Here is a 23,950-nt window from a genome sequence, read left to right on the forward strand (position 1 = left end):
CCTATCTGGCAGTATTGCTTTTGTTGAAAGCACGAGAATTCCTCTGAGCAATAATTACCGGTAATTATTATTCAAACAAGCAGTACTTACTTTTGAAATATTAAGGAAAATCATGAAAAAATCCCTGCTGATCGTTTCCCTGATGGCTGTTGCTCTGGCTGCTTGCAGCAAGAAAGAAGAAGCTGCTCCGGCCGCTCCGGCTGCTGTCGAAGCACCTGCTGCTGCAACCACCGACGCAGCTGCTACCCCAGCCGCTACCGACGCAACCACCGCTGCTCCGGCTGCTGACGCTGCTGCTGCAACCGCTACCGACGCTGCTGCAACCGCTAACCAAGCTGCTGCAACCGCGACCGACGCTGCTGCAACCGCTACCCAAGCTGCCGACGCTGCCAAGAAGTAATCAGAGCAATCTGAATCAGAACCGGCCTGCGGGCCGGTTTTTTATCGCCTGTAGCTTTTGCCTTGCTGGCTGCAGCACATAAAAAACCGGCCATCAAGGCCGGTTTCTCATGGGGCGCCGCAAGATCGGAATTACTTCAGCTCATCCGTCAGCAGCTTCAGGATCTTCGCGCCGGTCTCGCCGGTTTCCGACTTGCCGTCATTGGTCTGCACGCTCACCTGGCTGGTCGACGCGCCCTGCTCCGCCTTGACGATCACGCGGTAGCGCTGCGCTTCCTTGGCCTTGTCTTCGGCACTGCCGAAGGTGAACAGCTTCTTGAAGAAGCCTTCCTTGCCGGCCGCATCCGGATCGACGTAGCGTACGAAGTACACGCCCTGCACGCGGTCGCGGTCTTCCACGGTGAAGCCGACGCGGTCCAGCGCCAGGCCGACACGGCGCCATGCGCGGTCGTAGCCTTCGTTCAGTTCCACCACGTTGCCGACCAGCTTGGCCTGCTGCGGTGCGACCGGTGCGTTGGCGACCATGGTCTCGGCCTGCTTGACTTCCTTGCTGCCGGTCAGCTGCGCCACCAGGCGGCCCAGGAACTGCGATTCCAGGCCCGGGTCGTTCGGACGCACGGTCCAGATCGTCGTTTCCTTCTGGGCACCCTGCAGCACCTCTTCGGCACCGCGGTGGCTGATCCAGACCTCCGTCGAACCGTCCGGCAGGCGCTCCAGTCGGGTACGGAACTTGTCGCGTTCGCCGGTCGAGTAGGCGCTGTCGAATACCTTGCCGATCGAGCGGCGGATGAAGTCCTGCGGGATCTTCGAACGGTTCTCGACCCAGTTGGTCTCCATGGTGCCGGTCGTGGCCGACTCGGTCTCGATGGCGAAGCCCTGGTTTTCCCAGAACTGGCGCAGTTGCGGCCACAGTTGTTCCGGGGTCTGCTTGACCACCAGCCAGCGCTGGTCGCCGTTGCGCTGGACGCTCACCGCCTCGGTCGAGACCGGGCCGATCGTTTCCATCGAGCCGGCGACCGGTGCCAGGCCCGGCTGGCCGGCGCGCTGCTGCTGGAAGCCGGAGGCGGTGGCCACGCCCTTGCCGTCCGGGATGGCGTAGCGGTTGTCGCGCTGCAGCGCGGTCAGGTCAGGCGGGACCGCCAGGTCGGCGGCCTTCTTGGCGCCGCGGTAATCGACCTTGTCCGATTCGAAGATGGTAGTGCAGGCCGAGACGCTCAGCGCGATCGCGGTAAGCGTCAGCACGCGCGCGGCGGCAGATGTCTTGTTGGTGCGGTTAGTCATGGCTTTCGATATCAGGTACTGGGAACCGGAACCTTGCGGGTTCAGGCAGAGAGAAGGCCCGCCTGGGCCAGTGCGCCACGGACGGTGTCGTGGAACGAGGAAGACAGCGGCGCCAGCGGCAGGCGCAGGCCGGACGGGATCCTGCCCATCTCGGCCAGGGCCCACTTGACCGGCACCGGGTTCGGTTCGATGAACAGCTTGGCGTGCAGGTCGAGGACGCGGTTGTTGATCTCGACCGCGCGCGCCACCTCGCCGGCCATCGCGGCGACGCACAGCTCGTGCATCGCGCGCGGCGCCACGTTGGCGGTCACCGAGATGTTGCCGGCGGCGCCGCAGAACATCAGGGCCATCGCGCTCGCGTCGTCGCCCGAGTACACGGCGAAGGATTTGCCGACCATGCGCAGCAGTTCGATGCCGCGGCCGATGTTGCCGGTGGCGTCCTTGATGCCGACGATGTTGTCGATCGGCGCCAGGCGCGCGACGGTCTCGTTGCTCATGTCGGCAACGGTGCGGCCCGGGACGTTGTACAGGATGACCGGCAGGTCGACCGCTTCCGCGATGGCGCGGAAGTGGCGGTACATGCCTTCTTGGGTCGGACGGTTGTAGTACGGGACCACCTGCAGCGAGGCGTCGGCGCCGACGTCCTTCGCGTGCCTGGTCAGTGCGATGGCTTCGACGGTGGAATTGCCGCCCGCGCCGGCGATCACCGGGATGCGGCCGCCGGCGTGTTCCACCGCTATCTTGATCAGTTCGGCGTGCTCCTCGGGAGAGACGGTGGCCGATTCGCCCGTGGTGCCGACGATGACGATGCCATCGGTGCCTTCCGCGATGTGCCAGTCGATCAGCTTGCGCAAGGAATCGCGGTCAAGACTGCCGTCCTCGAACATCGGGGTGACGATTGCTACGATGCTGCCCTTAATCATATGCGTTGACGGTGCCGGAAAGTAAATAAAAGTCTGATTGTAGCGGATCGCCCGCCTCTATGGTTCATTCGCGCCGACATAATGGTCGAGCTTCCCTTCGGTTTTGGCAAACGCCGGCCCGGCCGCGCACAGGCGCTGCACCTGCGCCGGGTGGGGACGATCGACGTGGCCGTCCTCGTAGGCCAGCACCTGCAGTCCGCCCTGGCGCGCCAGGCCCAGCAGTTCTTCCGGGCCCAGCAGGAAATCCGGGTTCGACGGCTTGCCGTAGACCTGGTTTCCCTGGGCGAAAGTTTCGTAAATCAGGATGCCGTCCGGGCGCAGGCTGGCGGCCAGCTGCGCGAACAAGGGGCGGTGCAGGTAATTGGTGACGACGATCAGCGCGAAACGCCCCGGCGCGAAGGGCCAGACGGCATCGGCGGTCTCGAGGTCGTGCAGCAGCGTGGTGACCTGCGGACCGGCCAGCGGCGCCAGCAGCTCCGGATTGCGGTCCAGCGCAGTCACCTGCATGCCGCGCGCCGCCAGCAGGCGGGTATGGCGGCCGCTGCCGCAGGCCAGGTCGAGCGCCTCGCCCGCCTTGGCCAGGGGCGCGAAGCGCGCGACCCAGGGCGAGACCGGCAGGTTCATCATGTTCATGTCGGCGGCTCAGGTGAGCAGGATCGTGAGCGGCGAGGCGATCAGCTGCAGCAGCACGCGGCCCAGCGTCATCACCGGCATCACCCAGAAGGCCAGCAGGTTGAAGAAGATCAGCGCCAGCACGATGTAGAAGCCATACGGCTCGATGCGCGCGAATTTATACGCCAGGGTGTTCGGCAGCATGCTGGTCAGGACGCGGCCGCCGTCCAGCGGCGGGATCGGCAGCAGGTTGAAGGCGAACATCAGGAGGTTCGCGAACAGGCCGGCCTGCGCCACCTTGTGCGGGAATTCCTCGTTCACGCCGAAAGCCACCAGCAGTACGGCCAGGACCAGCCACAGGAAGGCCATGATGAAGTTCGCGGCGGGGCCGGCCAGCGCTACCCAGGCCATGTCGCGCTTCGGGTTGCGCAGGCGGCCGAAGTCGACCGGCACCGGCTTGGCATAGCCGAACACGAATCCGGTGGTGAGGTACAGCACGATGGGAATGACGATGGTGCCGAACACGTCGATGTGCACCAGCGGGTTGAGGGTCATGCGCCCCGCGGCATAGGCGGTGTTGTCGCCGAAATAGCGGGCGACGTAGGCGTGGGCGGCTTCGTGCAGGGTAATCGCAAAAAGAACGGGGAGCGCGTAGACGGCAATGTTGCGTATCAGTTCAGGATCCATGTGCGCGATTCTATCAGAGGCGGCCAGCCCGGCAGTTAGGCGAGGCTGAAGATCACAGGCCGAACGCCGCCGGATCGCCCCTGCCCTCGCGCACCAGTTCCGGGGCCGGCCCGGTCAGATCGATGACCGTGGTCGCCTCCAGGGTGCCGGCGCCGCCGTCGATCACCAGCTCGATCTGCTTGCCGAGGCGCTCCAGTACCTCGTCGGGATCGGACAGCATGTGGTCGTCGCCCGGCAGCTGCAGCGTGGTGCCGATCAGGGGCTCGCCCAGTTCCTCGATCAGCGCCAGCAGGATGTGGTTCTCGGGGACGCGCACGCCGATGGTCTTGCGCGAGGGGTGAGACAGGCGGCGCGGCACTTCGCGGGTCGCCTCCAGGATCACGGTGTAGGGCCCGGGGGTGGTGGCCTTGAGCAGCCGGTACTGGGTGTTGTCGACGCGCGCGAAGTGGGCGATCGCGGACAGGTCGCGCACCAGCAGGGTCAGGTGGTGCTTGTCGTCGACGCCGCGGATGCGGCGCAGCTTCTCGACCGCCCCCTTGTCGTCGAGGCGGCACACCAGCGCATAGGCCGAGTCGGTCGGCGCCGCCACGATCCCTCCCGAGCTGATGATCTGGGCAGCCTGCTTGATCAGGCGCGGCTGCGGGTCCTCGGGGTGGATCTGGAAGTGCTGGGCCATCGGCGTGATCTCTAAGTGTAAATGCATGGATTAACGAAGCGCCTGGAGCGCCGCGATGCGCTGCTCCATCGGCGGATGGGTCGAAAACAGCGCGCCCCAGCCGCCCCCGCTGCCCGAGATGCCGGAAGCGGCCATCGACGAAGGCAGCGCGCCCGGCGCCAGGCCGCCGAGGCGGGCCAGCGCGTGCTGCATCGGCACCGGGGTGCCCATCAGCTTCGCAGCCCCGGCGTCGGCGCGGAATTCGCGCTTGCGCGAGAACCAGGCCACGATGATCGAGGCCAGGATGCCGAACGCGATTTCGCAGACGAACACCGTGATCATATAGCCGATGCCGGGACCGCGGTCCTCGCTGCGGAACAGCAGCTTATCGACGAAGAAGCCGACTACCCGGGCCAGGAACACGACGAAGGTATTCACCACGCCCTGGATCAGGGTGAGCGTGACCATGTCGCCGTTGGCGATGTGGGCCACCTCGTGGCCGAGCACGGCCTCGACCTCGTCCTGGTCCATATTGGCCAGCAGGCCGGTGGACACCGCCACCAGCGCGGAATTCTTGAAGGCGCCGGTTGCGAAGGCGTTCGGCTCGCCCTCGTAGACGGCAACTTCCGGCATCTGGACGCCGGCGCGCTCGGACAGCTTGCGCACGGTGTCGACCAGCCAGCGCTCGGTGCCGTTGCTCGGTGTTTCGATGACGCGCGCGCCGGTCGACCACTTGGCCATCGGCTTGCTCATCAGGAGCGAAATGAAGGAACCGGTGAAGCCGACCACCAGCGAGAATACGGCCAGCGCGCCGATGTCGATGCCCTGCCCCGTGACGGCGCGCCCCACCCCGAGCAGGTTCAGCACGAGCGACACCACCAGCACGACGGCCAGGTTGGTGGCAAGGAACAGGACGACACGCTTCATGAAGACGCCTCCGGGCAGCTGGATGATATCAGGCTGCCGAGATTGGGCTGCAGAGCGGGAAATTCAAGAGAATAAAAAAAGCCCGCATCAGCGGGCTTCGGTGTTCCGTCGCGACGGAATCAGATGGCGCGGATTTCGCTTGCCTTGTCGCCCTTCGGGCTGCTGGCACGCTGGAAGGACACGCGCTGGTTCTCCTGCAGGCTCTTGAAGCCATCCGACTGGATGTCCTTGAAGTGCGCGAACAGGTCGCCGCCGCCTGCGTCAGGGGTGATGAAGCCGAAGCCCTTGGAATCGTTGAACCATTTGACGGTGCCGGTTTGAGTAGTCATGTTTAATACCTTGAGTGTGATGAGGGCAATGATGCCGAAACGCACAGGCAAGCAAGAAGGATGCGACTGTAGGGTATCAAACAGGAATGCCGGATGGCGAGACGGGAAAGAGACCAACGAGAACGACGACTTGATGTTGTGCGCGATTGAAGATACAGGGATTCGCCCGTTTCACCTAATCATTTCGGATTTATTTTATAGCCGCGTGCAAGACTTTCCCGACATACAGCTTTCTCAAACCCAGTCGTGCCAGACCGGCGTGAGCCCGCCAGGCAGCGGCGGCAGTTCGGCGAACTCGACGCGCGCTTCGCCCGGCGCATGGAAATCGGTGCCGCGCGAGGCCAGGAAACCGTAGCGCCGCGCCAGCTCGGCGTAGGTCTGGTACTGGTCGGGCGTGTGGCTGCCGGTCACCACTTCGATGGCATTGCCGCCGAGCTGGCGGAACTCGTCGAACAGCGCGCCTTCCGCTGTGTCGCTGAACGGGTAGCGCCCCGGATGCGCGATCACGGGGATGCCGCCGGCTCCGCGGATCCAGCCGACCGCGTCGGCAAGGGTGGCCCAGCGGTGCGGCACATAGCCCGGCTTGCCCTCGGTGAGGTATTTGCGGAACACATCCGAGGTCGAGCCGCAGGCGCCGATCTCGACCAGGTAGCGGGCGAAGTGGGTGCGCGAGATCAGGTCCGGGTTGCCGACGTAGCGCAGCGCGCCTTCGTAGGCGCCGGGGATGCCGGCGCTGGCCAGCTGGGCCCCGATTTCCATGGCCCGCGCCTGGCGGCCGTTGCGGGTGGCGGCCAGGCCGGCGACCAGGGCCGGGTTGTCCTCGTCGATCCGCAGGCCGACGATGTGCACGGTCTCGTTGGCCCAGGTGACCGAGATCTCGACACCGGCGACGAAGCGCATCCCGAGTTCGCCGGCCGCCTTGCGCGCGGCCTTGATCCCGCCGACCTCGTCATGGTCGGTCAGCGCCCAGAGCTCGACGCCGCCCTTGCGCGCATAGGCGGCGACGGCGGCGGGTGCAAGCACGCCGTCGGAGACGTTGGAATGGCTGTGGAGATCGGCTTTCATGGCACGGCGCTTCATTGGCGATGGAGCGGAACATTGTACGCGCCAAACGGTCCGTGCGGCTGAAGGAAGCGCTTGGTTGGACTGCGGCATCGACCGCACCGACCACCGCCTGGGCGTTGTGGGTGCTGGCCACGTCGCCGATCGCGCGCGTGAGCATCAGCCCGCCCTGCCCGCGCTTGAGGCAATTATTGCTGCTGTTGTGAGGGTGCCCGCAACGCTGCCGATGCGCACTCAGCCCGGAACCTGAGCTCCTTTCAAAAACGCCTCGACCATGGCAGCCAGCAGCTCCGGCCGATCATGATGCAGCATGTGCCCCGCCCCGGGCATCATGCGCGCCGTCACGTCGGCCAGGTGCCCGCGCCGCCGGTCGATCTCGGCCCGCGTCTCCTCCTTCGGTCCCATCCAGCGCCACATGTCGGTCTCTTCCGCCTCGACCCACAGCACCGGCGCCGTGATCCGGCTCCAGCAGGCCAGCACCTCGTCGGCGTGGTACAGCAGCGGACCGGTCATCTTGTGCGCCGGGTCGCCCAGGATGCGCCACTGGCCGTCGGCATCCCGGGCCGCCCAGTGGCCGGCCAGGAAGGCCGCGCGCTCGCCCGGCAGGCGCGGATTGGTCTTCTGCAGCCGCGCGGCCACCTCTTCCAGGCTGGCGTAGCCGCGCATTTCCGGTTTCTCGCGCAGCTCGTCGAGCCACTTGGCGAAACGTCCCGGCGCCTGCGAGGGACGGGTCACCGGCAGCCCGAAGCCTTCCAGGTTGACGAGTTTCGCGATCCGCTGCGGGCGCACGCCCGCATACAGGCTGACGATGTTGCCGCCCATGCTGTGGCCGAGCAGGTTCACGGCTTCGCCAGGGGCGTAATGGTCGAGCACCGCTTCGAGGTCGGCCAGGTAGTCGGGGAACCAGTAGGTGTCCGAATGCGGGCGTTCGCTCAGGCCGAAACCGCGCCAGTCGAAGGCGATCACGTGCCAGTCGCCCTTCAGGGCGTCGACCACGAACTGGAACGAGGCGGCGACATCCATCCAGCCGTGCTGCATGAAGATCTTCGGGGCGCCTGCGCGGCCCCAATGGCGCACATGGGTGCGCAGGCCGCGCACGGTAAGGAATTCGGAACGGGACGGGGTCATGGATATATACGCGAAAGCGGCTAAAAAAGTACGATCGTTCGCATTATAGCCGCGTGCTTGATATTATGCTGGCCAACCCCATCTTCCCCCGGTCGGACGATGGCGGGCGCAGGGTTTACAATAGCGGCATCACAACCCTTCCCCGAGCACATCCATGGCGATTTACCAGCTGGGCGAGCATGCGCCCGAGATCGACGCGTCGGCCTTCGTGGCGGATTCGGCAACCCTGATCGGCAAAGTCACGCTCGAGGCCAACGCCTCGGTGTGGTACGGCGCGACGCTGCGCGGCGACAACGAACGGATCACCATCGGCGAAAACAGCAACGTGCAGGAAGGCACGGTGATGCACACCGACCTGGGATACCCGCTCACGCTCGGCAAGAACGTGACGGTCGGGCACCAGGCCATGCTGCATGGCTGCACGGTCGGCGACGGTTCCCTGATCGGCATCCAGGCCGTGATCCTGAACGGCGCCCGGATCGGCAAGGGCTGCCTGGTGGGCGCCGGCGCGCTGGTCACCGAAGGCAAGGAATTCCCGGACGGCTCGCTGATCCTCGGTTCACCTGCCAAGGTGGTGCGCACCCTGACGGAAGAAGACCTGCTGCGCCTGCAGGCCAGCGCCGCGAGCTACGTGGCACGCGGCCAGATGTTCAAGGCGCAGCTCAAGAAAATCGGATAAAGAATGACTACGGACGTTATGACAGACTCGCGCGACACCCTGCAAAAATTCATCTTCGACAACGCTGCCGTGCGCGGTGAGCTGATCGAGATTTCCGACACCTGGCGCGAGATCCAGGCCCGCCACGCCTACCCGAAGGCCGTGCGCTCCGCGCTGGGCGAAATGGTGGCGGCCAGCGCCCTGCTGTCGGCCAACCTGAAGTTCAACGGCGCCATCGTGATGCAGATCTTCGGCGACGGCCCGGTGCGCCTGCTGGTGGTCGAGTGCGACGCCCAGTTGCGCATCCGCGCCACCGCAAAACTGGCGCCGGACGCCGAGCTGGCCGAGGACGCGACGCTGACCCAGATGTTCAACGCCCACGGCAAGGGCCGCTTCGTGATCACCCTCGACCCGGTCGACAAGGTGCCGGGCCAGCAGCCCTACCAGGGCGTGGTGCCGCTGATCGGCGAAAACATGGCGACCGTCATCGAGAACTACATGCTGCGTTCCGAGCAGATGGACACGCGCCTGTGGCTGGCGGCCGACGACCAGGTCTCGCGCGGCCTGCTGCTGCAGAAGCTGCCGCGCCACAGCGGCAAGGACGACCAGCAGAAGCAGGCCTCGGAAGCGGAAGACCTGGAAACCTGGAACCGCGCCGTCATGCTGGGCCAGACCCTGAAGCGCGAGGAACTGCTCGTGACCGGCATCGAGACCCTGCTCAAGCGCCTGTTCTGGGAAGAGACGATCCGCGTGTTCGATCCGCAGCACCCGCAGTTCCACTGCAGCTGCACCCGCGAGAAGGTCGGCAACATGCTCAAGATGCTGGGCCAGCCGGAAGTCGAATCGGCCCTGGCCGACCTGGGCGAACTGGGCATCAACTGCGATTTCTGCGGCAAGCACTACGCCTTCGACAAGGTCGATTGCGCCCAGCTGTTCGCGACCGACACCCCGGTCGAGACCATGATGCCGCCGAGCGGCAGCATCAATTAAGGCATCCGTCCCGGTGTTGAACCGGGACACTCAAAATGCGCATTTTCTCCAGCGATGCTAAGCTGATGCATCTTTGACAGTGTTGTTATTTCCTTACGAACACTGTTGAATTCACTCAGGAGAAAACGCGATGCACATGGATACCGGAATCGGCACGGATGACCGTGCCAAGATCGTCGAATCGCTGTCGACCGTACTGGGAGACGCATTCATGCTGTACCTGAAGACCCACAACTTCCACTGGAACGTCACCGGCCCGATGTTCTCGACCCTGCACGTGATGTTCGAGGAGCAGTACACCGAACAGTGGAATGCACTGGACGAGATCGCCGAGCGCATCCGCGCCCTCGGCCACTTTGCGCCGGCCACGTCGAAGCGCTACGTCGAACTGTCGAGCATCAAGGAAGAGCCGGAAGTCCTGTCGTCCAAGGACATGATCCGCCAGCTGGTCGACGGCAACGAGACCCTGATCCGCACCCTGCGCGCCGGCGTGAAGGTTGCCGACGAGCTGGACGACTATCCGACCGCCGACATGCTGACCACCCGCATGGAAGTGCATGAAAAGAACGCCTGGATGCTGCGCTCCTTCCTGGAGCAGGGCGCCGGCTCGATGCAGGGCGAGGCGTCGTCGGACTGACGGGCCGCCCCATGAAACGAAAAACGCGCCGGAAGGCGCGTTTTTACTTTGCGGGCGCGACGGGCCCTCAGCCCTTGTCCGACATATGCAGGTCGACCACTTTCATGATCTCGAGCGTGAGATCGAGGTTGAATTCGTCCGCCACCAGGGCCGCCTGCAGTTCCTCGCGCGGCATGCCCACGGCGGCGGCCAGGGAATCCAGGCCGGGCGCCTGCGCCACAGCCTTCATGGCGGCCGCGATGGCGGCGCCGTCGCCGTCTTCGAAGGCTTCGGCCAGGCAGTCGGCGATCGCGTCGAGCGAATCGAGTGGCTTGTTTGCTTGCGTCATAGGGATGGCGAAGCTCAGCGCTTCGTCTTGTCCTTCGGCTGCGGCGGGGGCGGCGGCACGGTCATCGAGACCGCCGGCTGTTCGTCCTTGCGCAGCACCTGCACGAAGATCTCATTCTGCTTGATCATGCCCAGCTCGTAGCGGGCGCGCTCCTCGACCGCACCGGTGCCGTCGCGCAGGTCGCGCACTTCCGATTCGAGCTTGGCGTTGCGCGCCTCCAGCAGCTCGGTCTTGTGGCGGGTCTTGTCGACCTGGTCGCGCATGTCGGCAACGGCCAGCCAGCCGCCCTTCCCCAGCCACAGCGGGTACTGGATCAGCAGCAGCAGGGCGGCAAGGGCGATGGTGATGAGTCGCATGGGAAGCGCGGTGATCGAATGCGAGGCCGGATCGCCCGCGAGGGCAATCCGGCCTGCAGTGTTTACTTCAGGTTATAGAAGGCGTCGCGGCCCGGGTAGGTGGCGACGTCGCCCAGGTCTTCCTCGATGCGCAGCAGCTGGTTGTACTTGGCCATGCGGTCCGAGCGCGACATCGAGCCGGTCTTGATCTGCAGGGCGTTCAGGCCAACCGCGATGTCCGCGATGGTCGAGTCTTCGGTCTCGCCCGAACGGTGCGAGATCACGGCGGTGTATCCGGCGCGCTTGGCCATCTCGATGGCGGCGAAGGTCTCGGTCAGGGTGCCGATCTGGTTGATCTTGATGAGGATCGAGTTGGCGATGCCCTTCTGGATGCCCTCTTTCAGGATCTTGGTGTTGGTGACGAACAAATCGTCGCCCACCAGCTGGACCTTCTTGCCGAGGGCGGCGGTCAGCGTTGCCCAGCCTTCCCAGTCGCCTTCGGCCATCGCGTCTTCGATCGAGATGATCGGGTACTTGTCGCACCAGGTGGCCAGCATGTTGGTGAAGTCGGCTGCCGACAGCGCCAGGCCGCCTTCGCCCGCCAAGACGTACTTGCCGTCCTTGTGGAACTCGCTGGCGGCGCAATCGAGGCCGAGCGCGATCTGGGTGCCGGCCACGTAGCCCGCCTGGTCGATCGCCTGCATGATCAGCTTGATCGCTTCCTCATGGTTCGCCACGGAAGGGGCGAAACCGCCTTCGTCGCCGACCGCGGTGTTCAGGCCCTTCGAGTGCAGGATCTTCTTGAGGGTGTGGAACACCTCGGCGCCCCAGCGGACCGCTTCCTTGAAGGACGGTGCGCCGACCGGGATGATCATGAATTCCTGGATGTCCAGGTTGTTGTCCGCGTGCGCGCCGCCGTTGATGACGTTCATCATCGGGACCGGCAGCTGCATCGCGCCCGAACCGCCGAAGTAGCGGTACAGCGGCAGGCCGGCTTCTTCGGCGGCTGCCTTGGCGACGGCCATCGACACGGCCAGCATCGCGTTGGCGCCCAGGCGGCTCTTGTTCTCGGTGCCGTCGAGATCGATCAGGGTGCGGTCGAGGAAGGCCTGTTCATTGGCGTCCAGGCCCATGATCGCTTCGGAGATCTCGGTGTTGATATTCTCGCAGGCCTGCAGCACGCCCTTGCCGAAGTAACGCTTCGGATCGCCGTCGCGCAGTTCGATCGCTTCGCGCGAACCGGTCGAGGCGCCCGAGGGCACGGCGGCACGGCCCATCACGCCCGATTCCAGCAGGACGTCGCATTCCACGGTCGGATTGCCGCGCGAGTCAATGATTTCGCGGCCGATGATATCAACGATAGCACTCATGTTTTACAGTCTCCGGAAGAGTAAAAAGTCGGTAACGTCTTGTGTTCGGTTCGCGCGCGGCCAGCCGCAGGCCGCGCGCGTTGGATGCTTTTACTTGAAGCTTGCTTCGAGGAAGCCGGTCTTCTTGACGATGCGGTCGATCTCGACGAGCGTGGTCAGCAGTTCCTTCATGCGGCCGAGCGGCACCGCGTTCGGGCCGTCCGACAGGGCGTTCGCCGGGTCCGGATGGGTTTCCATGAACAGGCCGGCGATGCCGGCCGCCACGGCCGCGCGCGACAGCACCGGCACGTGCTCGCGCTGGCCGCCGGACGAGGTGCCCTGGCCGCCCGGCAGCTGCACCGAGTGGGTCGCGTCGAACACCACCGGGCAGTTCGATTCGCGCATGATGGCCAGCGAACGCATGTCCGAGACCAGGTTGTTGTAGCCGAAGGAGGCGCCGCGCTCGCAGGCCATGAAGTTATCTTCAGGCAGGCCCGCTTCGCGTGCGGCGGCGCGCGCCTTGTCGATCACGTTCTTCATGTCGCCCGGGGCCAGGAACTGGCCCTTCTTGATGTTGACCGGCTTGCCCGAACGCGCGCAGGCGTTGATGAAGTCGGTCTGGCGGCACAGGAAGGCCGGGGTCTGCAGCACGTCGACCACGCTGGCCACTTGCGGGATCATCTCTTCGTCGTGCACGTCGGTGAGCACCGGCACGCCGATTTCCTTGCGCACGTCGGCCAGGATTTCCAGGCCTTTGTCGCGGCCCGGGCCGCGGAAGGATTTACCCGACGAGCGGTTGGCCTTGTCGAACGAGGACTTGTAGATGAACGGGATGCCCAGCGCGCTGGTGATTTCCTTCAGCGTGCCCGCGGTGTCGAGCGCCATCTGGCGCGATTCGATCACGCAGGTACCGGCGATCAGGAAAATGGGGTGGTCGAGGCCGACGTCGAAACCGGCGAGTTTCATGCTGCATCTCCTTGCAGTGCCGACGAATTGTTCGCCGCCACATTGGTGTCGGCCGCCTGGTGCTTCAGGGCCGCCTGGATGAACGAGGTGAACAGGGGGTGGCCGTTACGCGGGGTCGACTTGAACTCCGGGTGGAACTGCACGCCGATGTAGAACGGGTGCACCTCGCGCGGCAGTTCCATGATCTCCAGCAGGTCTTCGTTCGGGGTACGCGCCGACACGACCAGGCCGGCCGCTTCGATGCGCGGCAGGTAGAAGTTGTTGCCTTCGTAACGGTGGCGGTGGCGCTCGGTCACGACATTGCCGTAGATCTCGGCGGCCAGGGTGCCGGGGTTCACGGCGCAGGTCTGGGCGCCCAGGCGCATGGTGCCGCCCAGGTCGGAGTTCAGGTCGCGCTTCTCGACCTTGCCGTCATGGTTCTGCCATTCGGTGATCAGGGCCACGACCGGCTGGTCGGTTTCCGGATCGAACTCGGTCGAGTTCGCGTTCGGCAGGCCGGCCACGTGGCGCGCATATTCGATCAGCGCGACCTGCATGCCCAGGCAGATGCCGAGGTAAGGAATCTTGTTCTCGCGGGCATAGCGGGCGGCCTGGATCTTGCCTTCCACGCCGCGCTTGCCGAAGCCGCCCGGCACCAGGATGGCGTCGTACTTGGCCAGGTGCGCGCAGCCCTTGCTTTCGATCTCTTCCGAGTCGAGGTATTCGATGTTGACGCGGCTCTCGGTATGGATGCCGGCGTGGCGCAGCGCTTCGGTGAGGGACTTGTACGATTCGATCAGGTCGACGTACTTGCCCACCATGCCGATGGTGATTTCGTGTTTCGGGTTTTCCAGGGTGTGGATCAGCTTGGTCCACATCGACAGGTCGGCCTTCGGCGCTTCCAGGCCGAGCGCCTCGAGGATGATGTCGTCCAGGCCCTGGTCGCACAGCACCTGCGGCACCTTGTAGATGGTGTCCACGTCCCAGACCGAGATCACGGCCTGCTCTTCGACGTTGGCGAACAGCGAGATCTTGGCGCGCTCGTCGTCCGGGATGCGGCGGTCGGCGCGGCACAGCAGCGCGTTCGGCGAGATGCCGATCTCGCGCAGCTTCTGCACCGAGTGCTGGGTCGGCTTGGTCTTGAGCTCGCCGGCCGATGCGATATACGGCACCAGGGTCAGGTGGACGAAGGCGGCACCCTTGCGGCCCGAGCGCAGCGACAGCTGGCGCGCGGCTTCCAGGAAGGGCAGCGACTCGATGTCGCCGACGGTGCCGCCGATTTCCACCAGCGCCACGTCGACGCCTTCGGCGCCGCGGCGGATGTAGTCCTGGATCTCATTGGTGATGTGCGGGATCACCTGCACGGTCTTGCCGAGGTATTCGCCACGGCGCTCCTTGCGGATCACGGATTCGTAGATCTGGCCGGTGGTGAAGTTGTTCACCTTCTTCATGCGGGTGCTGATGAAGCGCTCGTAGTGGCCCAGGTCCAGGTCGGTCTCGGCGCCGTCGTCGGTGACGAACACTTCGCCGTGCTGGGTAGGACTCATGGTGCCCGGGTCCACGTTGATGTACGGGTCGAGCTTGAGCATGGTGACTTTGAGACCGCGCGACTCGAGGATCGCGGCGAGGGAAGCGGCCGCGATCCCCTTGCCCAGGGAAGACACGACGCCGCCAGTGACGAATACGAATTTGGTCATTTGTACTGAAGGTGCCGAATGGCACGCGCGGGAAATAGAAATTATACCTTAAACCGTCAAAATACTTCTGGTTACCCTGCCAACTTCCTTTCAAAACCGTCGATTACCCTAGAAAAATACGACATCTGCAAGACATGCCCGCGCCCCGCCAGAATATGCCCAATCAATTGACCGACCGGCAGGGCACACCGATACTGCATTTTTTGCCCGGGCTACCTCTATGTACACCCTTGCCGACCCGCCCGCCGCCGCCGCCCCTGCCGATGTCCCCGCCGCCGCCCCTGCCCCGCGCACCCTGGCGCTGAACTTTACGGGCGACGGCCGCGAATACTTCCGCATCTGGGTGGTCAACCTGCTCCTGAGCCTGGCCACGCTCGGGATCTACTCGGCCTGGGCCAAGGTACGCCGGCTGCAATACTTCGACCGCAACACGATACTGGCCGGCGCCAGTTTCGATTTCCACGGCAACCCGCGCGCCGTGCTGGCCGGGCGCCTGCTGTCGGTCGTGCTGCTGGCGGCCTATCACTATGCCTTCGGCTTCTCGACCACCTTCGGGCTGGTGGTGATCGCCGGCCTGCTGCTCGCCCTCCCCTACCTGATGCGCGGCGCGCTGCGCTTCCGGCTCGGGAACACCTGCTACCGCGGCCTGCGGCTGGGCTTCGACGGCTCGATCGGCCAGGCCTGCCTGGCCTGGCTGCCGCCCGCCTTCACCGTCCTGATGCCGGGCGCGCTGCTGGCCCTGTATCCGGAACAGCCGGCCCTGGCGGCGCTGCCGGTGCCGCTCTACCTGCTGTGGCCCTTGATGCACGCGCGCATCCGTCACTTCCAGCACGCCCACCTGCTGTTCGGCGACCAGCACGCGCACTACGAGGTCAGGGCAAGCCGCTTCTACCGTTTCTACCTGATCGCCGGCAGCCTCGCGCTGGCCGCGATCGTCACCACCGGGGTGGTGGCCGGCTTCGCCAGCGTCGCCGCCGGCAACCTGCGCGGCGCGGCCCTCTTCGCCGGCCTGGCCACCGGCGTCGTCTCGCTCTACCTGGCCTACCTGGTGATCGGGCCCTATATGGTGGTGCGGGTATCGAACCTGGCCTGGTCGAACACCGGCTTCCCCGGCATCCGTTTCCGCTCGACGCTGCCGGCCCGCGCGTTCATGAAGCTGCAGACCAAGAACGTCCTGCTGACCCTCCTGAGCCTCGGCCTGTACCGCCCCTTCGCCGTGGTCAACGTGTACCGCTTCCGGCTGGCCCACCTGCACATCGAGGTGGACGGCGACATCGAAGCCGCCTGCGCCCACGTGGCGACCCGCGGCGGCGCGGCCGGCGACAGCGTGGCCGACGGTTTCGGCATCGACCTCTCCTGGTAAGAAGGCAAGGACATCATGAGCGCAGCACACTACTTCGATGGCCACAGTGCCCGCCTGCACCTGGTCGAGCTGGCGACCGGCGACGGCAGCATCCAATTACGCGGCGACACTACGCGCAGCTATCCCGCGGCGAGCACCCGCCTGGCCGAACCCTTCCGGCATGCGCCGGCCGTGCTGTATTTCGAGGATGGCAGCCATGCCGAGGTGCAGGACGCGGCCATGCGGCCGCTGCTCGCCGCGGCGCTCGGCTACCGCAAGCCCTGGGTGGTGCGCTGGCAGGAACATACCGGCGCCGCCCTGGCGGCCCTGGTGCTGCTGGTGCTCCTGATCGCCGCCGCCTGGCACTGGGGCGTACCGGCCGCCGCCGAACGCCTGGCGGACGAGGTGCCGCCCTCGGCCGACCAGTCCCTTGGCCGGAACACCCTTGCCCTGCTCCAGCGCCAGGGCGTGCTGCAGCCTTCGCGCCTGAGCGACGACCGCCTCGCCGCCCTGCAGGGCATCCTGCAGCGCGTGCAGCCGGCCGCGCCGCGCATTCCGCTGCGCCTGCGGGTGCATGCCGCGCCCCGGCTGGGTCCGAACGCATTGGCCTTCCCCGACGGGACCATCGTCATTACCGACCAGATGGTGCGCCAGGTAATGAACATGAACAACGACATCGACACCCACGCCGCCGCCGCGCTGGCCGGCGTGCTGGCGCACGAAGTCGCCCACATCGAGCAGCGCCACACCGTGCGCACGCTGACGCGCTCGTCCCTGACGGCAGCGCTGTCGGCCACGCTGTTCGGCGACTTCAGCGCAGTCGCCACCGGCCTGCCGGCGCTGCTCGCCAACACGGAATATTCGCGCGACATGGAACTGGCCGCCGACGACTACGCGGCGCAGCGACTGCGCGCGCACGGCATCCCTACCGGACCGCTGGCGGACCTGTTCGACCGCCTCGATGAGCAGGCCGACAAGATGCCGAAGTTCTTCCGCCAGGCGATGTCGTATGCCGCTACCCACCCGGACGGCTACGCCCGCAGCCAGCGCCTGCGCGAAGCGGAGGCAGACCGGGGAGACTAGCCGACCGTTGTAATTCGTCTATACCATCCTCGATAAAGCGTGCGTTAACGTTTCAGCTGGGCAATAATTCTTGCTTTCCACGCCTACCGACCCTATGCGCACCTTCAACAATCTCAGTATTGGCATGCGGCTCACCGCCGGTTTTGCCCTGACCCTCGTAATGGCGGTCCTGATCGCCGGCACCGGCATGTGGCGCCTCGACCAGGTGGCCACCGCCACCAGGATCACCCTGTCCGCGCCATTGGCCAAGGAGCGCTACATTGCCGAGTGGTATACCCAGATCTTCGCCGCCGTTCGCCGCACCGCCGCCATCGTCAAGAGCAGCGACTCGTCGCTGACTGCCTATTTCAAGGAAGATTCCGCCGCGACCGGCCAGCTGTCGACCGAGCTCATCAAGAAAATCGAGCCGCTCATCAGTGGCGACAAGGAAACCGCCCTGTTCCAGCGCATCCAGGAGCAGCGCAAGCAGTACAGCGCCGCACGCGACAACGCGGTCAAGGCCAAAGCGGAAGGTAATCAGGAACTTGCCGACAAGATCCTGGATGATTCGTTTACCCCGGCCGCGAAGCTTTACCAGGAGTCGGTGCGTGAACTGGTAACAATGCAGCGTGACAACATTGCTGCCACCGCCGCCGGCATTGATGCTACCGCCTCGCGCGGCCAGTTGGTCATCGCCGGCCTGACGGGCGTCGCCGTGCTGCTGGGCGCCCTGTTCTCATGGATGCTCACGCGCGGCATCACCCGCCCGATCCGCGCCGCCGTGCAGGCCGCCGAAACCGTGGCCGCGGGCGACCTGACCGGCCGCATCGAAGCCAATACGAAGGACGAGACCGGGGCCCTGCTGCGCGCCCTGGGCCACATGAACGACAGCCTGGTGAAGATCGTCAGCGAAGTGCGCAGCGGTACCGACACCATCGCCACCGGTTCCGCCGAGATCTCGGCCGGTAACTTCGACTTGTCGGCCCGCACCGAACAGCAGGCCAGCGCGCTGGAAGAAACCGCCGCGTCGATGGAAGAACTGACCACCACCGTGCGCCAGAACGCCGACAACGCGCGCCAGGCCAACCAGCTGGCGATCACCGCGTCGACCGTGGCCCGCGATGCCGGCAACTCGGTGGACAAGGTCATCTCGACCATGGGCTCGATCAACGAATCCTCGCGCAAGATCGTCGACATCATCGGCGTCATCGACGGCATCGCCTTCCAGACCAATATCCTGGCGCTGAACGCGGCCGTGGAAGCGGCGCGCGCCGGCGAACAGGGCCGCGGCTTCGCGGTGGTGGCATCCGAGGTGCGCACCCTGGCCCAGCGCTCGGCGGCGGCGGCCAAGGAAATCAAGGGCCTGATCGGCGACTCGGTCGAGCAGGTCGAAGCCGGCACCAAATTGGTCGACCAGACCGGCGACACCATGGAGCAGGTGGTCAGCGCGATCCAGCGCGTGACCGATATCATGGCCGAGATCTCGTCGGCCAGCCAGGAACAGACCGGCGGCATCGAGCAGGTCAACCAGGCCATCGGCCAGATGGACCAGGTGACCCAGCAGAACGCCGCCCTGGTCGAAGAGTCGGCCGCGGCAGCCGCCTCGATGCAGGAGCAGGCAGCCCGCCTGGCCGAGGTGGTCGGCGTGTTCAAGCTCGGCGCCCAGGTCCATGCCCCGGCGGCGTCCCCGGCGCGTGCCCTGGCGCTGAAGGCCAAGCCGCCCACCCGGGTGGCGAAGCCGGCGCCGGCAAGCGCACGCCGCGCCGCGCGTGCCGATGCCGAGGAGTGGGAAACCTTCTAGGCTTTTCCTGTAAAAACTGACGACAACGCCCGGTCCTAGCACCGGGCGTTGTCGTTTGGCGGGTAGCGCCAGCCGCGCCCGCCCGAGGCAAGGGACGCTACCTTGGCGCTTGCCGCTGCGCCGGGCGCGCAATGGCGGTAAGATCGGCGCCGCATCCAACCCAAGCTCACCGAGAATTCCATGTACCAGCCATTCCTGCCACGCCCGAACGCCCGCGCCCTGCTGCTTGCCGCCATGTTGTCCGCCGCATGCGCGCCTGCCGCCGCCGGCGTCCTGGACGAAGTCCCGCTGCCGGACATCGGCGCCGTCACCGACTACCGCCCCAAGATCCCGCTGCGGGTGTACTCGGCCGACAAGGTCCTGATCGGCGAGTTCGGCGCCGAGCGCCGCGACTTCGTGCCGATCGCGAAGATCCCGGCGCTCATGAAGGCGGCCGTGCTGTCGATCGAGGACTCGCGCTTCTATGATCACGGCGGCATCGACTGGATCCGCGCGCTGGGCGCCGCCAAGGCCAACCTGGCGGCGCTGGGCGGCGGCTACCGCCAGGGCGGCTCCACCATCACCATGCAGGTGGCGCGCAACTTCTTCCTGTCGCGCGACAAGACCCTGCCGCGCAAGCTGACCGAGGTGGCGCTGGCCTACAAGATCGAGCAGGCCCTCTCGAAGGACCAGATCCTCGAGGTCTACATGAACCAGATCTACCTGGGGCAGCGTTCCTATGGCTTCGCCAGTGCGGCGCGCACCTATTTCGGCAAGCCGCTGGAAAGCCTGAGCCTGGCCGAGTACGCGATGCTGGCCGGCCTCCCCCAGAACCCCTCGCGCCACAACCCGGTCGCCAACCCGGAACGCGCGCAGCAGCGCCAGCGGGTGGTCTTGAAGCGCATGTTCGAGCTGGGCAAGATCAGCGAGGCCCAGTACCGCCGCGCGCTGGCCGAGCCGCTGCGCGTGCGCCGCGACGGCGGCGGCCCGGGCGCTGGCGCGGAATATGTCGCCGAGCTGGCGCGCCAGGCCGCCTATGCCCGCTTCGGCCAGGCCGCCTATGAACACGGCTACAGCGTCACCACCAGCATCGTGGCGGCGGAACAGACCGCAGCCTACGAGGCGGTGCGCCGCAACACCATCGCCTACGATCGCCGCCATGGCTACCGTGGGCCGGAAGCGCGCATCACCCTGCCCAAGGCAGCAGAAGCGCGCGAAGAAGCGATCACGGAAGCGCTGCAGAAGTACCCGGCGGTGGCCGGCTTCACGTCCGCCGTGGTGCTGTCGGCCTCGCCCAAGCGGGTGCGGGCCGCCACCCGCGATGGCGAAGAAATCGAGGTCAAGGGCGCCGGACTCGCGTTCGCCGCCCCTGCCCTGTCGCCGGCGGCCAAGGCCGGCCTGCGCCTGGCGCCGGGCGCAGTGGTGCGCATCGTCGAATCGGGCAAGGACGGCTGGGCGATCACCCAGGTGCCGCAGGTGGCTTCGGCCTTCGTGGCGATCGACGCCCAGACCGGCAGCGTGCGCGCACTGGTCGGCGGCTTCGACTACGGGCTGCAGAAACTCAACCACGTGACCCAGGCCTGGCGCCAGCCGGGATCGAGCATCAAGCCCTTCGTGTATTCGGCGGCGCTGGAGCGCGGCTTCTTCCCGGGCACCACCATCCTCGACGAGCCGCTCGATTTCTCGGATGAGAAGGCCTATGCCAACTGGGCGCCGCGCAATGACGATAACCTGTTCGAGGGTCCGGTGACGATCCGCCATGCGCTCACGCATTCGCGCAACGTGCCCACCGTCCGCATGCTGCGCGCGCTCGACGTCGACTACGCGCGCGAACACCTGGGCCGCTTCGGCTTCGACATGGCGCGCCATCCCAGCAACCTGACCCTGGCCCTCGGCACCGGCGCGGTGACGCCGCTGCAGCTGGCCGGCGCCTACGCGGTGCTGGCGAACGGCGGCTACCGGGTCGAGCCGCTTCTGTCCATGACGATCCGCGACCGCGACGGCAAGCTGCTGTTCGAGAGCGGCAAGCCGCGCCCGCTCCACGAGGGAGCGCGGGTGCTCGATGCGCGCAACGCCTTCATCGCCGACAGCATGCTGCGCGACGTCGCGCGCATCGGCACCGGCGCCCAGGCGTCGCGCCTGCTCAATCGCAGCGACCTGGCGGGCAAGACCGGCACCACCACCGACGCCATCGACGGCTGGTTCGCAGGCTATGGCGGCAACGTGGTGGCCGTCTCGTGGATGGGCTATGACGAACCGCGCTCGCTGGGCAGCCGCGAGTTCGGCTCCACGCTGGCGCTGCCGGTCTGGGTCGACTACATGCGGGTGGCGCTGGCCAATACGCCGCAGCGCGAGCGCACGCCGCCCGCGGGCGTGGTGCAGGCGGGCGGTGACTGGGTGTATGCGGAGTTTGCCGAAGCGGCGCCCGCAGTGCCGGAAGCGGTGGAGGCACCCGTGGCGCAGCAGTTGCAGTGAGGGACGATTACTTCGGCGGTGCCGGGAACTGGACGAACGGGCCCGCAGGCGTACGGTCCGGCGGCACCCAGGCCGGCGCCGGCTTGCCGGCCGGCCCGAGGTGGCGCACGAAGCGGTAGATCGCGCGCAGGTCTTCCTTGTCCATCTGGTGCAGCACGAACCAAGGCATCGGCGGGCGTGCCTGCAGGGTCTGCGCCCTCTTGATCCAGTCGTTCTCGCTCATGGCGTTCAGCGACAGGCGCAGGTTGGTCGGGTAGGTCGTGCCCCAGGGGCCGCGCCAGCCCAGCTGGTCGCCCTGGAGCCAGTCCTTTTCCGGCACCTTGCCGGCGCTCATGCCGTAGCCGGCCGTGTGGCAGTCGTTGCAGCCGCCGATCTTGACCAGGTAGCGCCCGCGCTCGACGTGCTTGCCCTGGGCCGACATGTTCGCCGGCGGATGCGCATCATTCTGCGCGGCATGGGCCGGGATGCCGAAGGCCAGCAGCATGGCTGCCCGGGCGGCCGCACGCGTGGCCTGGTGGAGAGGGTTGGTCATGGTGGTCTGCTCCTGATGTTCTTGTCGATCCCTGACAAGATACGCCCCGATCACAGCCGCTACCAACCCCATTTCGGGGGGGATCGTACATACGGCCCTTCCGCATTTATCTATGGCAAGCCCTGCACCGTCCCCTCTTTCGGATAATCGATCACGTAGTCGACGTTGAAGCGGCCCGTCTCGTTCGGCTTGAGCGTGCGTTCCCAGCCCACCAGGCCGCGCCGGCCCTGCCAGTCCTTGATCGTCGGCTCGGGGCTGTGCGCGACTTTGACGCTGACTTTGTCGTTCTGGCTGACCGGGCTAGGTTCCAGCACCAGGATGTCGATCGGCTGGCGGTGCGCGCTCGTCACCACATAGGTGTCGGCGATGCGTTTCTGGTTCTCCTGCCTGAAGAAGCCCGCCTGTCCGGATTTCTCGTCACGCTGCTCGACGCTGACGCGCACCAGCGGATCGCGGCCGAAGGCCATCGTGAAGCGCTCGCTGGCGCGGGGATCCCAGTACAGCACGCCGACGTAGGAACCGTCGCGGCGCAGCTGCACCTGGCCGGGCAGCCAGACGCCGTCCAGGCGCGCCGCCTCGGCGGTCAGCACGGCCGTGTCCTTGCTGGTGCGCGGAGCAATGCGCACCAGCTGCTTGACCGGCAGGTTCTGCTTCGCCAGCCCGACCGAGATCTCGCGACCGTCCGATGCCAGGTCGACTCTGGCCGGCACCTCGTATTCGGTCGTGAAGTTCCCCTGCGCTTCCACGATGGGCGCGACGTAGTCATCGGCCGCCTGCTCCGGGCGGGCCCGCCGCAAGCTGCTCACCATCGCAGGCGCAGGCGCGGGTGGGGGTGCGGGCGCGTAGTTATACCGGACCATTTCCTGCACCTCCTGCGGCGGCCGCCAGCTCAGCAGCCAGGGCGAAGGATCCGGTGCATTCACCGACAGGTTCGGCTGGCCGGTCGACAGCCGCAGCTTGACCCGGCTCCAGTCTTCCCCGGTCTTTTGCGAGATCGACGCCATCCGCTCCAGTTCGACGATCGACGTGTTCGAATCCAGCGATGCGCGGTAGGTCGGTTTCCATCCGGCGCGGTTGACCTGGTAGGTGAGCACCAGGCGGCCGGCCTGCTTCGCCGACACGGCCACCGTCATGCTGCGGCTTTCGCGCGTATTGGCCTGGGCCTTGGTTAAGTCCAGCTTGAGGGCGTCGATCTGCCTGGTCAGTGCACGCTTCCTGACCTCGGCTTCGTGCATGCGCGCCAGGGCATCGCTGCCGCCCTTGCGGATGGCCTCGAGGGTTCCCAGCAGGGCCTTGGGATCGCTCGGACCCGCACGGCCTGCGGCATTCTCGCCGCCACCCAGCCGCTCCAGGTAGCCCTGCACCAGCTGCGCTGATTTGTGGTCCGCATCGATCACGGCGGCCTGGTCCTGCAGCGCCTGGATCTTCGCCTCCAGCTCCGCCACGCGCGGGCTCGGGCTGTCGGCGCTTCCCTGGTCGCGCGTCAGGACTTGCCCGACCTGGATGCCGGGGTCGGCCTGCAGGCGCAGGGTGTCGGTGCTGAAGTTGGCCAGCAGGCCGGTGATCTCGACCGAGTTCATGCCCGGCGTGACCTGCACCACGCGCTCGACCGTGGCGCTGCCGGGGTACAGGGTGACGCTCTGAATCGGCGCCTCGATGGCGGATGCGCCGGAGGCGGCGAGGGCCAGGACGATGGTCCAGTGCTGCGTGCTTGCCATGGAATCCCTTTTTGGAATGGATGATGTCGCGAGCGTAGCAGACGGCATGCCGCAAAATCCCACACAAAACCACGGCATGGCCACGCATGTGTAAGCAGG

The 23,950-nt window shown here is 66.2% G+C and carries 24 protein-coding genes; 8 read left to right on the top strand and 16 right to left on the bottom strand.

Going from position 1 to position 23,950, the window contains the following annotated elements; genetic code table 11:
• Nucleotides 1–112: 112 nt before the first annotated feature.
• Nucleotides 113–400 (top strand): hypothetical protein, encoded by a 288-nt coding sequence (locus AC56LK_RS01995; protein WP_497182883.1) that lies wholly within the window; start codon nt 113–115, stop codon nt 398–400.
• 131 nt (nt 401–531) lie between these two features.
• Here the strand turns inward: AC56LK_RS01995 and bamC are convergent, their stop codons facing one another.
• From bamC to AC56LK_RS02040, 9 genes are all read right to left on the bottom strand, one after another.
• Nucleotides 532–1,680 carry an NlpB/DapX family lipoprotein gene (bamC, locus tag AC56LK_RS02000; RefSeq protein ID WP_497182884.1) on the bottom strand — a complete coding sequence of 383 codons (1,149 nt, stop codon included), beginning with the start codon at nt 1,678–1,680 and terminating at the stop codon, nt 532–534.
• Between the two features lie 41 nt (nt 1,681–1,721).
• Nucleotides 1,722–2,603 (bottom strand): 4-hydroxy-tetrahydrodipicolinate synthase, encoded by an 882-nt coding sequence (gene dapA, locus AC56LK_RS02005; RefSeq protein WP_497182885.1) that lies wholly within the window; start codon nt 2,601–2,603, stop codon nt 1,722–1,724.
• A gap of 57 nt (nt 2,604–2,660) precedes the next feature.
• Nucleotides 2,661–3,236 carry a class I SAM-dependent methyltransferase gene (locus tag AC56LK_RS02010; protein ID WP_497182886.1) on the bottom strand — a complete coding sequence of 192 codons (576 nt, stop codon included), beginning with the start codon at nt 3,234–3,236 and terminating at the stop codon, nt 2,661–2,663.
• Nucleotides 3,237–3,245: 9 nt separating this feature from the next.
• Nucleotides 3,246–3,902 (bottom strand): site-2 protease family protein, encoded by a 657-nt coding sequence (locus AC56LK_RS02015; RefSeq protein WP_497182887.1) that lies wholly within the window; start codon nt 3,900–3,902, stop codon nt 3,246–3,248.
• Nucleotides 3,903–3,954: 52 nt separating this feature from the next.
• Complete coding sequence (locus AC56LK_RS02020) at nt 3,955–4,578, bottom strand: L-threonylcarbamoyladenylate synthase (protein ID WP_497183040.1); 624 nt, start codon at nt 4,576–4,578, stop codon at nt 3,955–3,957.
• Between the two features lie 30 nt (nt 4,579–4,608).
• Nucleotides 4,609–5,484: a protease HtpX gene (gene htpX / locus AC56LK_RS02025; protein ID WP_497182888.1), complete on the bottom strand. Its 876-nt coding sequence runs from the start codon at nt 5,482–5,484 to the stop codon at nt 4,609–4,611.
• 119 nt (nt 5,485–5,603) lie between these two features.
• On the bottom strand, nt 5,604–5,813 hold the full coding sequence (locus tag AC56LK_RS02030) for a cold-shock protein (protein WP_436104875.1): 210 nt from the start codon (nt 5,811–5,813) through the stop codon (nt 5,604–5,606).
• A 234-nt stretch (nt 5,814–6,047) separates the two neighbouring features.
• Complete coding sequence (locus tag AC56LK_RS02035; protein ID WP_497182889.1) at nt 6,048–6,878, bottom strand: 3',5'-nucleoside bisphosphate phosphatase; 831 nt, start codon at nt 6,876–6,878, stop codon at nt 6,048–6,050.
• 231 nt (nt 6,879–7,109) lie between these two features.
• Nucleotides 7,110–8,003: an alpha/beta fold hydrolase gene (locus AC56LK_RS02040; RefSeq protein ID WP_497182890.1), complete on the bottom strand. Its 894-nt coding sequence runs from the start codon at nt 8,001–8,003 to the stop codon at nt 7,110–7,112.
• Between the two features lie 154 nt (nt 8,004–8,157).
• On the opposite strand from AC56LK_RS02040, the gene AC56LK_RS02045 reads away from it, so the two are divergent.
• From AC56LK_RS02045 to AC56LK_RS02055, 3 genes are all read left to right on the top strand, one after another.
• A complete protein-coding gene (locus tag AC56LK_RS02045) occupies nt 8,158–8,682 on the top strand; it encodes a gamma carbonic anhydrase family protein (RefSeq protein WP_497182891.1) in 525 nt (174 codons plus the stop codon).
• Between the two features lie 3 nt (nt 8,683–8,685).
• Nucleotides 8,686–9,651, top strand: coding sequence for an Hsp33 family molecular chaperone HslO (gene hslO, locus AC56LK_RS02050; protein ID WP_497182892.1), 966 nt, complete (start codon nt 8,686–8,688; stop codon nt 9,649–9,651).
• A gap of 130 nt (nt 9,652–9,781) precedes the next feature.
• Entirely contained in the window at nt 9,782–10,288 is a 507-nt protein-coding gene (locus AC56LK_RS02055; protein ID WP_497182893.1) for a Dps family protein, read from the top strand.
• Nucleotides 10,289–10,355: 67 nt separating this feature from the next.
• On the opposite strand, the gene AC56LK_RS02060 is transcribed toward AC56LK_RS02055, so the two are convergent.
• From AC56LK_RS02060 to pyrG, 5 genes are all read right to left on the bottom strand, one after another.
• Nucleotides 10,356–10,616 carry a helix-turn-helix domain-containing protein gene (locus AC56LK_RS02060; RefSeq protein ID WP_497182894.1) on the bottom strand — a complete coding sequence of 87 codons (261 nt, stop codon included), beginning with the start codon at nt 10,614–10,616 and terminating at the stop codon, nt 10,356–10,358.
• 14 nt (nt 10,617–10,630) lie between these two features.
• The gene (ftsB, locus tag AC56LK_RS02065) at nt 10,631–10,972 is read right to left on the bottom strand and encodes a cell division protein FtsB (protein WP_497182895.1); all 342 of its coding nucleotides are present in this window, start codon (nt 10,970–10,972) and stop codon (nt 10,631–10,633) included.
• A 62-nt stretch (nt 10,973–11,034) separates the two neighbouring features.
• Nucleotides 11,035–12,321, bottom strand: coding sequence for a phosphopyruvate hydratase (gene eno, locus AC56LK_RS02070; protein ID WP_497182896.1), 1,287 nt, complete (start codon nt 12,319–12,321; stop codon nt 11,035–11,037).
• A 90-nt stretch (nt 12,322–12,411) separates the two neighbouring features.
• The gene (gene kdsA / locus AC56LK_RS02075) at nt 12,412–13,266 is read right to left on the bottom strand and encodes a 3-deoxy-8-phosphooctulonate synthase (protein WP_436104864.1); all 855 of its coding nucleotides are present in this window, start codon (nt 13,264–13,266) and stop codon (nt 12,412–12,414) included.
• Nucleotides 13,263–14,942 carry a CTP synthase gene (gene pyrG / locus AC56LK_RS02080; RefSeq protein ID WP_497182897.1) on the bottom strand — a complete coding sequence of 560 codons (1,680 nt, stop codon included), beginning with the start codon at nt 14,940–14,942 and terminating at the stop codon, nt 13,263–13,265. Before pyrG ends, kdsA begins: the two co-directional genes overlap by 4 nt.
• A gap of 220 nt (nt 14,943–15,162) precedes the next feature.
• Between pyrG and AC56LK_RS02085 the strand changes: the two genes are divergently transcribed.
• From AC56LK_RS02085 to AC56LK_RS02100, 4 genes are all read left to right on the top strand, one after another.
• Nucleotides 15,163–16,305 carry a YjgN family protein gene (locus AC56LK_RS02085; RefSeq protein ID WP_497182898.1) on the top strand — a complete coding sequence of 381 codons (1,143 nt, stop codon included), beginning with the start codon at nt 15,163–15,165 and terminating at the stop codon, nt 16,303–16,305.
• A 15-nt stretch (nt 16,306–16,320) separates the two neighbouring features.
• A complete protein-coding gene (locus AC56LK_RS02090; protein ID WP_497182899.1) occupies nt 16,321–17,367 on the top strand; it encodes a M48 family metallopeptidase in 1,047 nt (348 codons plus the stop codon).
• 94 nt (nt 17,368–17,461) lie between these two features.
• Nucleotides 17,462–19,147, top strand: a complete 1,686-nt coding sequence (locus AC56LK_RS02095; RefSeq protein ID WP_497182900.1) for a methyl-accepting chemotaxis protein — start codon at nt 17,462–17,464, stop codon at nt 19,145–19,147.
• Nucleotides 19,148–19,327: 180 nt separating this feature from the next.
• Entirely contained in the window at nt 19,328–21,601 is a 2,274-nt protein-coding gene (locus AC56LK_RS02100; protein ID WP_497182901.1) for a penicillin-binding protein 1A, read from the top strand.
• 7 nt (nt 21,602–21,608) lie between these two features.
• On the opposite strand, the gene AC56LK_RS02105 is transcribed toward AC56LK_RS02100, so the two are convergent.
• Nucleotides 21,609–22,133, bottom strand: coding sequence for a cytochrome C (locus AC56LK_RS02105; protein WP_497182902.1), 525 nt, complete (start codon nt 22,131–22,133; stop codon nt 21,609–21,611).
• 110 nt (nt 22,134–22,243) lie between these two features.
• A complete protein-coding gene (locus tag AC56LK_RS02110; RefSeq protein WP_497182903.1) occupies nt 22,244–23,851 on the bottom strand; it encodes a DUF4139 domain-containing protein in 1,608 nt (535 codons plus the stop codon).
• Between the last annotated feature and the right edge of the window lie 99 nt (nt 23,852–23,950).

The organism is Telluria sp. ZB4P36, from assembly GCF_059685865.1.

Coding starts and splice junctions, on each gene's coding strand:
- AC56LK_RS01995 (WP_497182883.1), top strand. CDS start 113: ATGAAAAAATCCCTGCTGATCGTTTCCCTGATGGCTGTTGCTCTGGCT.
- bamC (WP_497182884.1), bottom strand. CDS start 1,680: ATGACTAACCGCACCAACAAGACATCTGCCGCCGCGCGCGTGCTGACG.
- dapA (WP_497182885.1), bottom strand. CDS start 2,603: ATGATTAAGGGCAGCATCGTAGCAATCGTCACCCCGATGTTCGAGGAC.
- AC56LK_RS02010 (WP_497182886.1), bottom strand. CDS start 3,236: ATGAACATGATGAACCTGCCGGTCTCGCCCTGGGTCGCGCGCTTCGCG.
- AC56LK_RS02015 (WP_497182887.1), bottom strand. CDS start 3,902: ATGGATCCTGAACTGATACGCAACATTGCCGTCTACGCGCTCCCCGTT.
- AC56LK_RS02020 (WP_497183040.1), bottom strand. CDS start 4,578: ATGGCCCAGCACTTCCAGATCCACCCCGAGGACCCGCAGCCGCGCCTG.
- htpX (WP_497182888.1), bottom strand. CDS start 5,484: ATGAAGCGTGTCGTCCTGTTCCTTGCCACCAACCTGGCCGTCGTGCTG.
- AC56LK_RS02030 (WP_436104875.1), bottom strand. CDS start 5,813: ATGACTACTCAAACCGGCACCGTCAAATGGTTCAACGATTCCAAGGGC.
- AC56LK_RS02035 (WP_497182889.1), bottom strand. CDS start 6,878: ATGAAAGCCGATCTCCACAGCCATTCCAACGTCTCCGACGGCGTGCTT.
- AC56LK_RS02040 (WP_497182890.1), bottom strand. CDS start 8,003: ATGACCCCGTCCCGTTCCGAATTCCTTACCGTGCGCGGCCTGCGCACC.
- AC56LK_RS02045 (WP_497182891.1), top strand. CDS start 8,158: ATGGCGATTTACCAGCTGGGCGAGCATGCGCCCGAGATCGACGCGTCG.
- hslO (WP_497182892.1), top strand. CDS start 8,686: ATGACTACGGACGTTATGACAGACTCGCGCGACACCCTGCAAAAATTC.
- AC56LK_RS02055 (WP_497182893.1), top strand. CDS start 9,782: ATGCACATGGATACCGGAATCGGCACGGATGACCGTGCCAAGATCGTC.
- AC56LK_RS02060 (WP_497182894.1), bottom strand. CDS start 10,616: ATGACGCAAGCAAACAAGCCACTCGATTCGCTCGACGCGATCGCCGAC.
- ftsB (WP_497182895.1), bottom strand. CDS start 10,972: ATGCGACTCATCACCATCGCCCTTGCCGCCCTGCTGCTGCTGATCCAG.
- eno (WP_497182896.1), bottom strand. CDS start 12,321: ATGAGTGCTATCGTTGATATCATCGGCCGCGAAATCATTGACTCGCGC.
- kdsA (WP_436104864.1), bottom strand. CDS start 13,266: ATGAAACTCGCCGGTTTCGACGTCGGCCTCGACCACCCCATTTTCCTG.
- pyrG (WP_497182897.1), bottom strand. CDS start 14,942: ATGACCAAATTCGTATTCGTCACTGGCGGCGTCGTGTCTTCCCTGGGC.
- AC56LK_RS02085 (WP_497182898.1), top strand. CDS start 15,163: ATGTACACCCTTGCCGACCCGCCCGCCGCCGCCGCCCCTGCCGATGTC.
- AC56LK_RS02090 (WP_497182899.1), top strand. CDS start 16,321: ATGAGCGCAGCACACTACTTCGATGGCCACAGTGCCCGCCTGCACCTG.
- AC56LK_RS02095 (WP_497182900.1), top strand. CDS start 17,462: ATGCGCACCTTCAACAATCTCAGTATTGGCATGCGGCTCACCGCCGGT.
- AC56LK_RS02100 (WP_497182901.1), top strand. CDS start 19,328: ATGTACCAGCCATTCCTGCCACGCCCGAACGCCCGCGCCCTGCTGCTT.
- AC56LK_RS02105 (WP_497182902.1), bottom strand. CDS start 22,133: ATGACCAACCCTCTCCACCAGGCCACGCGTGCGGCCGCCCGGGCAGCC.
- AC56LK_RS02110 (WP_497182903.1), bottom strand. CDS start 23,851: ATGGCAAGCACGCAGCACTGGACCATCGTCCTGGCCCTCGCCGCCTCC.